A 9,067-nucleotide genomic window follows, 5' to 3' on the forward strand; every position below is an offset into this window, starting at 1 on the left:
CTGCCAGCGGGCATCGAGCGCCTGCCGCAGCCGATCCACCGCCTGGCCTACCGCCCGGCCGTCGCGCCGCTCGCGGAGCTGCGCCCCCAGCGTCGCCCGCGGCTTGCCGGCAGCCTCGCGCGCCTCGGCCGAGCGGAACCCAGCCTGCATGGCGTGCGCCGCGGTGCGGCCGACGTTGCGGGCGCGGTCCATGAAGTCCAGCGCCGACGCCTTCGCCGGCTGCCGCGCCAGGTTCCGCGCCACGTTCTCCCATACATCAGCCGCGGTAACGGGGCGCGCGTCCCCCAACGCCCGACGCACCATCACCTCGCGCCGCTCGGCCCCGTCCGAGGTGATTAGCCAGGCAGAATCCTTGTGCCGGCTTTCGGCCGTGTAGCCCTTGAAGCCCTGCACCCCCGTCGATCCCGCCGGCATGGCGTTGATGTGCTCGCTGCTGGTGATGCCTTGCGCCGCGTCGATGGTCAGGACATCGCCTGGCGCCAGCCGCGTGCGACCGTTCTTCTTGTCCGCCAGGCTTTCCCAAGACACCGTCCCGTCGCGTCCGGCCGCCGTCCGCAGCACGACCCCCTCCGCGTTCACCGCGCGGACCTCGAGCACGCTGCCGTTGTTGCCGATGTTGCCCCGACCGCCGTCGAGAAACCGAGCGTTGAGGCGGTCGAACAGCCGCACCCGGTCGCCTGGTGCCAGGGTGAGGTTATAGGCGGCGCGGGCCTGGTCGGTCGCGCGGATGCTAAACACGTCCGCCGCCAGTTCGCCCATCGCCCGGCGTTCCTCACGCAGCGCCAGGGCCACGGCGCGAGCATCGGCGTTCGTCGGCGCAGTGACACTGATGCTGAACCCGGCATCCCCGGCGTTCGCCTCCCGCCGCTGCCGCCACAGCTCGGCCACCCGCCGCACGGCGTCGTCGTAGCCCCCCGGCACTGCCTCGGCCGTGCCGTCTGCGCGCTTCATGGCCAGCGCCTCAGCCGCCTTGCCGTCGCGGAACAGTCCGGCAATCTCACACTCGCGCTCGGTGCGCTGCCGGCGCGTGGTGAGGATTTCCGGCACCGCCTCCGGTCCCAGCGCTCGGCGCATCAGGTTGACCACCGGTCCGGCCTCGATGCCCTGGCACTGCTTGTCGTCGCCCACGGCGACGATACGGAACCCGTGCTGCTGGCGCAGCCGTAGCAGGTCAAGCATCTGTCGGGCGCCCACCTGCCCCAGCTCGTCGACCACCACCACTGTCCTCGGTCCGACCGAGATGCGACCGGCGGCGACGCCGTGCAGGAAGCCCGTCAGCGCGGCGACGCTACCGATCCCGGCCTCCTTCAAAGGCTCGGCCTGGCGCCAGGCGATGGCCACGCCGATCACCTGATCCCCCTGCCCCTGCCAGGCGTCCACCAGCGGGCGCAGCAGGGCGGTCTTGCCCGACCCCGCGACGCCCACCGCCACGCCCACCGCACCGCCCGTGCCGAGGCGCACCATGGCGGCGTGCTGCGCCTTGCCGTGCTCGTCACTAAAGTCCAAGCCGCTGCGCTCCACCGCGTCGGCCAAGGCGGCGGGGGACAGGGCGCGGCTGCGATCCACCGCGGCGGCCTTGGCCAGCGCCACGGCCTCGCCCTCCTGGGTAAGGTGTAGCGCCGTCGTCACCTTCACCTCGTCGCGCTCGCCGTCGCGTCCCCACACAAGCCCCGTTGGCTGGCCATCCTGGCGCACGCCACGCTCGCGCATGGCCCTGGTCACCGCGTCCACGTCGGCTCGGCCGCCTTCCGCCCCCGGCGTCATGCCGGCAGTGATCAGCGCACGGGCCGCCGCGGCGCGCAGGTCGGCACCGTTGAGCACGGAGACGCGGGAGAACTGGGCTTCGAGGAGCGGCAAAGCCGCCGCGTAAGCGGCTTCGAGCCGGGCGGCTCGGCTCTGCTCCCGTGGCGCCTCGGCGCCTGGGCGTTGCGGCACCACGGCGCCACGGTGCTCCCAGCCGATGGCCGCAGCCTGGCCACGCCAGGCGGCGAAGTCGCTGAGGTCGTCTTCCTTGTTCTTGCGGGCGGCCTTCGTGCCGCCCTTGAGAAACGCCACCTGCATATCCGGCGTCATGCCGTTCCAATCGAGGCCACGCCTGGCTGCCTCCGTCCGCGCCGCCTCGGTGCCGTCACGGGTGCGTTTGCTGAACGCCTCGCACACCGCTTCCGAGATGGCCGGTAGCCGGGCCATGCCCGTGCGCTCCTCGAGCTCTACCGCCACCCCGACGCGGCGCAGGTTGGCCGCGATCTGCGCCTGGTAGAAGGCGCCGAACTCGTGGATGCGCGTGCGGGTCGGGCTAAGGTCCAGGGCGCCCANGGGCCGCAGGGTGTGCAGCTCCGTCGTCACCTCCCCGGTCTTGGGGTCCGGCCGCTTCACCTCGGCGGTCGCCCGCGCCGTGAAGTGCTCGAAGCCGATCCACGCAACGTGCCCGGCCTCGCTGCCCCCGCTGCCAGCCTTGCCCCGGCGGACCTGGCCGATTTCCCGGGCGACGTAGCGCAGGGAAGCGTCCACCGCATCGCGGTGCGCTTGCAGGATGGTCGCCCTCTCAGCCTCGGTCGGCGCGAAGGCCCACGCCAGGCTGACGCTCTTGGGCGCGGAAAAGCACAGGTCGATATAGCTGACGCTCCGCGTGGTCGCGGCCTCGTTTGTCGCCAACTCGCCGCCGTCCGCGCGTCGGCCGGCCAGGATCTGACTGACCTGTTCCACGGTCGGGACGCCGTGCGGTTCGATCCCCAGCGCCGCTGCCAGGCCGGGGTGCATGTCCCGCCGCGGCTGCGGCCGGGTGCCCTGGCGCGGCGCTTCCGGTCCCGCCTCGGCGTCTGGTCCCGGTCCGGCCCCCAGCTCAGCCGCCCGGTTCCGGGTGTAGTAGTCCCCCATCGCCACGGCCTCGGGCGATAGCGTCTCCTCCATCAAGTGGTCGGCCATCGCCCGCGCACCGCCCGGGGTGCTGGAAGCTGCGCCTTTGCGGAAGGTCAGCACCGGCCAGGTCTGCTACTGCCGCGCCGCCGGCACTGATCTCTGGCCGGCGTGGTCCCCGCCTTCGTCCTCGTCCTGGGTCTCGTCCACCGACCTGCCGACGGCTGCGGCTTCGATGCGGTGCAAAATGCCGGTCTGCTCGTCCAGGCGTTCCACGATCTGCGTCAGCAACCCCGGCAACGGGCTCTCGCCGGCTTCCTCGGTCGCCGCCTCGAGGATGGCTTGCAGCATCTCGGTGTGGGTGGCCTGCGTTTCCACCATCATCCGCAGCCCCTGGGTCAGCGTTTCAACGGTATCCCGCAGGCGGGCAAGCTCGGCGGTGATGGCGTCTGACATGGCGGCTTCCTCGGCGTCGTGGGGCAGGCGACACCTAACCATCCTCGCGGAGGGCGAGACCAGCACCTTCTAGGGTGCATTGGTCTGTAGCACTCTCATTCCTTCCCTCACCCCCATTCTCCCACCCATTTTTTGTTCGATTCTGTTCATTTATGTCTGTTTTCGTTCGATTTGGTTCAGCATTATCTCGAAAGGGTTCGTTCTGTGTCTCGATTGGGTTCTATTGATGTCCCGTTTAAGTTCTTTTTTGTCTGATTTTTCCCTCCCGGGAATTGCGCTGTGAGGCCTATTTAGGCCAAGGTAAGGGAATTCTGATCCAGCTGGAGGAAGGATGGCCGCATCCGAACAACCCTCGCCCGTCGATGTGGACGAAGCGGCTTTCGACAAAGCCCGCAGCCGTTCGGCTTTGCAGGACTGGATGCGGAAAAACCACGCCATGCTCGCCCGTCGCCTCAAGGAGCGGCGGTTGCTCTGGACCGAAATCGCCAAGGTTCTCGGGGAACAGGGCGTCCGTGATGCCAAAGGCAACCCCCCGACCGCCGATGCCGCACGACGAGCCTGGACACGGGCGACGGAGGGCCGGGCCAGCCGCAGTAAGCGACAGGGCCAAAAGCGGGCCGTGGGAACCCTCTCGATGGTCACCAAGCCAGCGCAGGCGCCAGAACCGCCGCCCGATGCACTCTCCACGGTTCAGGCCACCCCGGTACCAGCTCCGGAGCCGACCCCGCCTCCTAGCCCAATCTCTCCCGCTCGTCCGCCCGTGGACTTGGCGGAAGGGGTCAATCCGCCGCCTAAGCCACGGTTCGGCTTTGCTCGGCCTCGTCAGTGACATCGAAGGAACCGAACATGGCCACCAAGCCGACCACCATTCCCGGTACTGACGCCCCCGCCGCGGGCGAGGATGGCGGGCGCGTCGTTCGCTTGTTCTCGCGCAAGCGCAGCTTTGACGCTCCGGAAGCCTCTATCGGTCTGCCTCCTTCCACAATCGATCCGGCTACGGGCTCGTCCCTGACACCCACGCAGCCCGTCCCCGACCTGACCGGCAAGCCCAAGGTGTGGTTCGTCAGCGGGCCGGGGCGGTCGGGGAAAACCACTCTCCTGCGCTACGTCCTCGAAGCCGTGGCCGCATCCGGCGGCGAGGTTATGGCGGCGGCTCTGGACCCGCAGAACCGCTCCCTGGCCGCCTTCATCGAAGGCGTGGACCAGCCGCCCACCAACGAGGCCGGCAGCGTGGCGGCTTGGTTAGAAGAGTTCTTGCGCTTCTCGATGGAAGAGCAACGTTCGGCGCTGCTGGACCTGGGCGGCGGTGATACCAGCCTGAGCCGGCTTCTGGCCGATGCCCCCGACCTGGGCGACGTCATGGAGGAAACCGGCGTGGCGCCGGTCGCCATCTACACCCTCGGCCCGCGCGTGGACGATCTGACCTCGCTCGCCTCCTTCGAGAAGCAAGGCTTCACCCCCAAGGCAACGGCGCTAATCCTCAACGAAGGCTTGGTGTCGCCCACACAGTCGCGGGAAGAAGCCTTCGGCTGGGTGCTGAACCATTCCGCTTTTCGGGCAGCCGTGGATCGGGGCGCGGTGCCGATCTGGATGCCGCGCCTGGATTCCGGCGTGGCCAGCGAGATCGAGGCAAAACGACTGCAATTCAGCTTGGCACGCGATGGCCAGGAACCGCAGGGCCGCGCCCCCGTGGGTCCGCTCGGCCCACTGAACCGTTCGCGCGTCCGTAAGTGGATGAGGAGCATGGATCAGGCACTCGCGCCGATCCGCTCTTGGTTCCCGTGAGCGCCACGGCCCCGGCCGCCCCTGTTGGGGAAGGCGCCCGGCTTCCCGACGTGACGGGGGCCATGCGCCAAGCTCGCGCTGATCTGGAAGCCGCAGCTGAAACCGCCAGGGCCGAGCGGGACCCCCTCGCCCCGGTGCTGGCCGGGCTGTCCTCCAGCCTGGGCGCGATGGTCGCACTACAGGCGCGCATGGAGGCCAACCGGGAGCCATTGGACGACAAGGCACGGGCCGACATGATGCGCCAGCTCGTGCAGGCGTGCCGGACGGACTTCGTGCGTCAGGCCGGCGCGGCGTCCCGGCGCCTGGCGCTGCTATCGGGCCTCGGGGCCGCAGTGCTGCTACTGGGCGCGCTGGGCGGTGGTTACCTGTGGGGACGATCCACGGAAGCGGCGGAAGTGCGGGAAGCCTCGGGCGTGATCCGCGCTGCCCTGTCGGATGGTTCCGCATCCGCTCGTGCCTGGTCCGACGCCATCCGTCGCAACGACCTCGTGGGCCTGCTGGGACGGTGCGAGGGGCGCGCGGTGTGGGTCGACACCAGCGGCCGGCGGGCCTGCGCCGTGCCGTTGTGGTTGGAAGATGCGCCACCCCCGGCAGCGCCGGCCGGGCCGCGCTCGTGACGCGATCGCACCATTAGGGTTCCTCTGGTGTTGTAGCGCCACGACACCAAAGCGCCGTGGCGTTTTGGTTGCTTGTTTACTTTTGGTGCCCGTCGCGTTCCTCAGCCGCGGGCCGCTGCGGTGCCGTTGGTCTATGCTACATGCTTCGCCAAAGTCGACGCCTTCGGGTGCCTGGTTAACATCCGGCCTGCCCTGGATACTGGGGCAGCCTTCGGAAACCCATCCTGTTGGCCTATGGGCTAGGTGCCCCGTCGCCGCTGTCTCGTGGTGGCTTCGCACATGCACCCGCCAATGTTCGGCCGGGATCACTATTGAAGTTCTAAAGTTTCTAACCTATCGGTGAAGGGCTCGCAGAAGGTCTGCTTTCATGCCCCGCCCCACCGCCGCGTCCGCTCCGCACGATGTGGACAACGCGCCGCCCACCAAGCGACGCCCCGGCCGCCCCTCGCCCGGCGATACCGTACAGGTCACGCTCCGCATTCCCCGCGGTCAGCTCACGCAGCTCGTGGAGGAAGGCGCCAAGCGCACGGCCAGCACCGGTCGAACCGTTACGGCGCAAGCGATCCTTATGGAGCTGGTCGAGGCCAAGTTTCCCCACAAGGTAGCTGAATAATCTTGCGCCACGGCTTCAACCGTGGAGGCTCGCACCGGCCGCGTCAGCGGCCAACGCCGGTTGACCATTACACTCATGACTCATGATTTTTTACTTTTAAACTTTTAAACTGTTGACGAAAGAAGGGAGGGGGCGTAATGTTCTTCTCAGCCGAGGCGTTCTGTTTCGGTGGTTAGAGCAAGGTGCTCCCCATGTCGTTCTCCCGTTCCTCTCGTGCCTTTGGATCCACTCGCGCTGCAATGGGCGCCGGCCCGCTTTCCGACGATGAGCTGATGCAGCTCGCCCCGTCCGCCTTCGCAACCGAGGCCCATTCCTCCCGCTCCGCGCGCTATGCCTACATCCCGACCGCGGATGTGATCGCAGGCCTGCGGCGCGAGGGCTTCGCCCCCGTGCTGGCGCGGCAGACCCGCCCGCGAGATGCCGACCGCAGCGGCCACACAAAGCACCTGATCCGCTTTCGCCACGAGGACCAAGCCAACCAGCCACGCCGCGTCGGCATGACCTTCCCAGAGGTCGTGCTGATCAACTCCCACGATGGAACCAGCGCCTATCACGTCACCGCGGGCGTGTTCCGCCTCGCCTGCCTCAACGGCATGGTCGTAGCGGACGGGCCGGAACGCTCGGTGAAGGTGCCGCACAAGGGCGACGTGGTGCGCCAAGTGATCGAGGGCAGTTTCGAAGTCCTTGGCGCCTCGCGCCAAGCCATCAAGGCGGCCGATGCCTGGGCCGGCATCACCCTCAACCGCGACGAACAGCACGCCCTCGCAGATGCGGCCCGCGTGATCCGCTTCGGGGATGAGGAAGGCAACGTTGCCTCTCCTATTCAGGCGGAACAATTCCTGACCGTCCGCCGGGCGACGGACATGGGCGCGGACCTGTGGAGCAGCTTCAACCGGGTGCAGGAAAACACTATCCGGGGCGGGCTTCAGGCGTGGGGGCGCGACGGCAACAATCAGCGCCGCCGTGTGACCTCGCGCGAGGTCACAGGCATTGACCAGGATGTGAAGCTTAACCGGGCGCTGTGGATGCTGGGCGAGCGCATGGCGGCCCTCAAGGGCGCCGCCTGACGGGCCGGGCGGGGATCACTCCCCGCCCCTCCTTTCCCTCTCCTGCGTCACCCAGCCGAAAGCTCCGCACCATGAATTGTCACGCCCTGCCCATCCTGGGCTGTCCGCTCGTGCTCAACGACGACGCCGGCAACGGCTTTGCGCTCGGCACCAGCTCGGAAGATCCTGCCTTCCTCTCGGTCGTGATCGAGGATGCGACCGGCCGCGCCATCATCGCAAACCTGATCGACAACGAAAGCGAGGCGCTGTTGTTGGCCATACTGAACGAGCGCGCGGCCGTGCGCGCTGCCGCTGCGATCCCGCCTTATCGTGGTGCGACGGGCACCGCCGGGGCGTTGCCATGACAGCGTTGTAGGTGATGCGGGCGGGCTTTGGCCCGCCCCTCCTGCCGTCCCACTCCACGTTTCGCCTCTGGCCGCCCTCGGGCGGCCTTCTGCGTTGCGGCCGCCGCCGCCGCCGGGCCATTACCGCCCGTATGCCTATGTCCCCCTCTCGCTTCGCGGAATGTCTGGAAATGATCGGCTGGACGAAGCGAGGCCTCGCGCGCCGGCTGCGGGTCGGGCAAGGCGCTGTGAAGCACATGGCCAATGGCCGACACGAAATCCGCGACGACTTCGGTGCCTGGTTGGAAGGGCTGGCGGCGGCTCATGCGCCGCTGTCGCCCGAGCTGCGTGATTTCGCGGACAAGATGGGATGCGACCGGGGGGAATGGGTGCGCTACCCACGTGGCATCCGGCCGCTGTCGGACGATGAGGCGGCAGCGCTGCGGCGCGTCGCGGAGGCCCACGCCGCAGCACCTTGGCCGCCGGAATGGGTGCCGAAAGGGGAGGAAGCGGACGAAGCGGGCTAGCCTATCGCGCGACGGCAGCCTTGGCCGGTCGTATTGCCTCATCCGGAAATGCTCCCGAGGCACCTGTCGTTGCCTCACCAACATACTCCCGTTGCCTCATGGCGCGGTACCCGTTGCCGCATCACTAGCCGCCGTCATCTCAGGCGATGTCGCGCCAAAAACCAAGCTATGAGCCATCGTCCGGCTCCACATCTTCATGCGGCGTTGTCACGTCCGGAGCTGCCCATCCGGATAATCGCCAGGCTGCTCCGCCTGCAGTCGATCCAATAACTCCCGCGATGTCTGCCACGGCTCGGCTGCGAACCAATCGTGTAGCTGCACCGTCACTGCCGCAAACGGATCCGTGCCAGGCCGCAAACGCTTCACCTTCTGCTTCGGCTGCGCCGTTGGGCGCACCTCGCCCTCCTGCCAGGCTGTCCGCAATCCGGATAGGAACTGCTCTAATGTCGGTACGGCGCGCGGAGCAGCATCACTGGCAACAGGCCGGTTAGCGATCTCGACCAAGCGCTGCTGGGCGGTTCGGATGCTCTGCAGCAGCCTAATCGGATCCAGCGTCGTGTGCAGCGCCTCAAGCCGCTGCCGCACCGCCTCCCCCGTCCGCGGATCCGCCAGCAGCCGTTGGTGCGGCGTCGCCGGTGGGTGGTAGCGCTTCTTCACCTTCGCCCCATCGCGGGTCTTGTTGGCTAGCTTGAACGAGGGTTGGAAGAAGTTCACGAACAGCCGCACCAAGCCATACAGCTCCGCCAACGCGGCCGCCGCCTCCAAACCCTCGGTCGTGTCCCACGGCGTGGTGTAGGAGCGATGCTCCTTGGCGGGCTGTGCC

At 68.2% G+C, this 9,067-nt stretch carries 8 protein-coding genes and 1 pseudogene; 6 read left to right on the plus strand and 3 right to left on the minus strand.

Features of this window, described 5'->3' with window-relative positions:
* Together mobF and QWZ14_RS05880 are read right to left on the minus strand one after the other, a co-directional pair.
* Positions 1 to 2,925: MobF family relaxase (gene mobF / locus QWZ14_RS05875; protein ID WP_456307220.1), on the minus strand; the 2,925-nt coding region annotated here is incomplete at its 3' end.
* A 66-nt stretch (positions 2,926 to 2,991) separates the two neighbouring features.
* Positions 2,992 to 3,312, minus strand: coding sequence for a hypothetical protein (locus QWZ14_RS05880; protein ID WP_290315701.1), 321 nt, complete (start codon positions 3,310 to 3,312; stop codon positions 2,992 to 2,994).
* Positions 3,313 to 4,158: 846 nt separating this feature from the next.
* Here QWZ14_RS05880 and QWZ14_RS05885 point away from each other — a divergent pair.
* The 6 genes from QWZ14_RS05885 (at position 4,159) to QWZ14_RS05910 (ending at position 8,244) form a co-directional block, all read left to right on the plus strand.
* Complete coding sequence (locus QWZ14_RS05885; RefSeq protein WP_290315702.1) at positions 4,159 to 5,097, plus strand: hypothetical protein; 939 nt, start codon at positions 4,159 to 4,161, stop codon at positions 5,095 to 5,097.
* A gap of 62 nt (positions 5,098 to 5,159) precedes the next feature.
* Positions 5,160 to 5,714, plus strand: coding sequence for a hypothetical protein (locus QWZ14_RS05890; RefSeq protein ID WP_290315703.1), 555 nt, complete (start codon positions 5,160 to 5,162; stop codon positions 5,712 to 5,714).
* Positions 5,715 to 6,081: 367 nt separating this feature from the next.
* Positions 6,082 to 6,327 (plus strand): hypothetical protein, encoded by a 246-nt coding sequence (locus QWZ14_RS05895; protein ID WP_290315704.1) that lies wholly within the window; start codon positions 6,082 to 6,084, stop codon positions 6,325 to 6,327.
* 191 nt (positions 6,328 to 6,518) lie between these two features.
* The gene (locus QWZ14_RS05900; protein WP_290315705.1) at positions 6,519 to 7,394 is read left to right on the plus strand and encodes a DUF932 domain-containing protein; all 876 of its coding nucleotides are present in this window, start codon (positions 6,519 to 6,521) and stop codon (positions 7,392 to 7,394) included.
* A gap of 110 nt (positions 7,395 to 7,504) precedes the next feature.
* Positions 7,505 to 7,738, plus strand: coding sequence for a hypothetical protein (locus QWZ14_RS05905; RefSeq protein ID WP_290315706.1), 234 nt, complete (start codon positions 7,505 to 7,507; stop codon positions 7,736 to 7,738).
* A 170-nt stretch (positions 7,739 to 7,908) separates the two neighbouring features.
* Positions 7,909 to 8,244: a hypothetical protein gene (locus tag QWZ14_RS05910; RefSeq protein ID WP_290315707.1), complete on the plus strand. Its 336-nt coding sequence runs from the start codon at positions 7,909 to 7,911 to the stop codon at positions 8,242 to 8,244.
* A 207-nt stretch (positions 8,245 to 8,451) separates the two neighbouring features.
* Here QWZ14_RS05910 and QWZ14_RS05915 read toward each other — a convergent pair.
* A pseudogene (locus QWZ14_RS05915) lies at positions 8,452 to 9,067 on the minus strand (ISNCY family transposase); the annotation flags it as partial.

The organism is Paeniroseomonas aquatica (assembly GCF_030409335.1).
Lineage (GTDB): Bacteria > Pseudomonadota > Alphaproteobacteria > Acetobacterales > Acetobacteraceae > Belnapia > Belnapia aquatica.

Bases quoted from the DNA above. Each gene is read 5' to 3' on its own strand.
- QWZ14_RS05880 (WP_290315701.1), bottom strand. From the start codon at position 3,312: ATGTCAGACGCCATCACCGCCGAGCTTGCCCGCCTGCGGGATACCGTT.
- QWZ14_RS05885 (WP_290315702.1), top strand. From the start codon at position 4,159: ATGGCCACCAAGCCGACCACCATTCCCGGTACTGACGCCCCCGCCGCG.
- QWZ14_RS05890 (WP_290315703.1), top strand. From the start codon at position 5,160: ATGCGCCAAGCTCGCGCTGATCTGGAAGCCGCAGCTGAAACCGCCAGG.
- QWZ14_RS05895 (WP_290315704.1), top strand. From the start codon at position 6,082: ATGCCCCGCCCCACCGCCGCGTCCGCTCCGCACGATGTGGACAACGCG.
- QWZ14_RS05900 (WP_290315705.1), top strand. From the start codon at position 6,519: ATGTCGTTCTCCCGTTCCTCTCGTGCCTTTGGATCCACTCGCGCTGCA.
- QWZ14_RS05910 (WP_290315707.1), top strand. From the start codon at position 7,909: ATGATCGGCTGGACGAAGCGAGGCCTCGCGCGCCGGCTGCGGGTCGGG.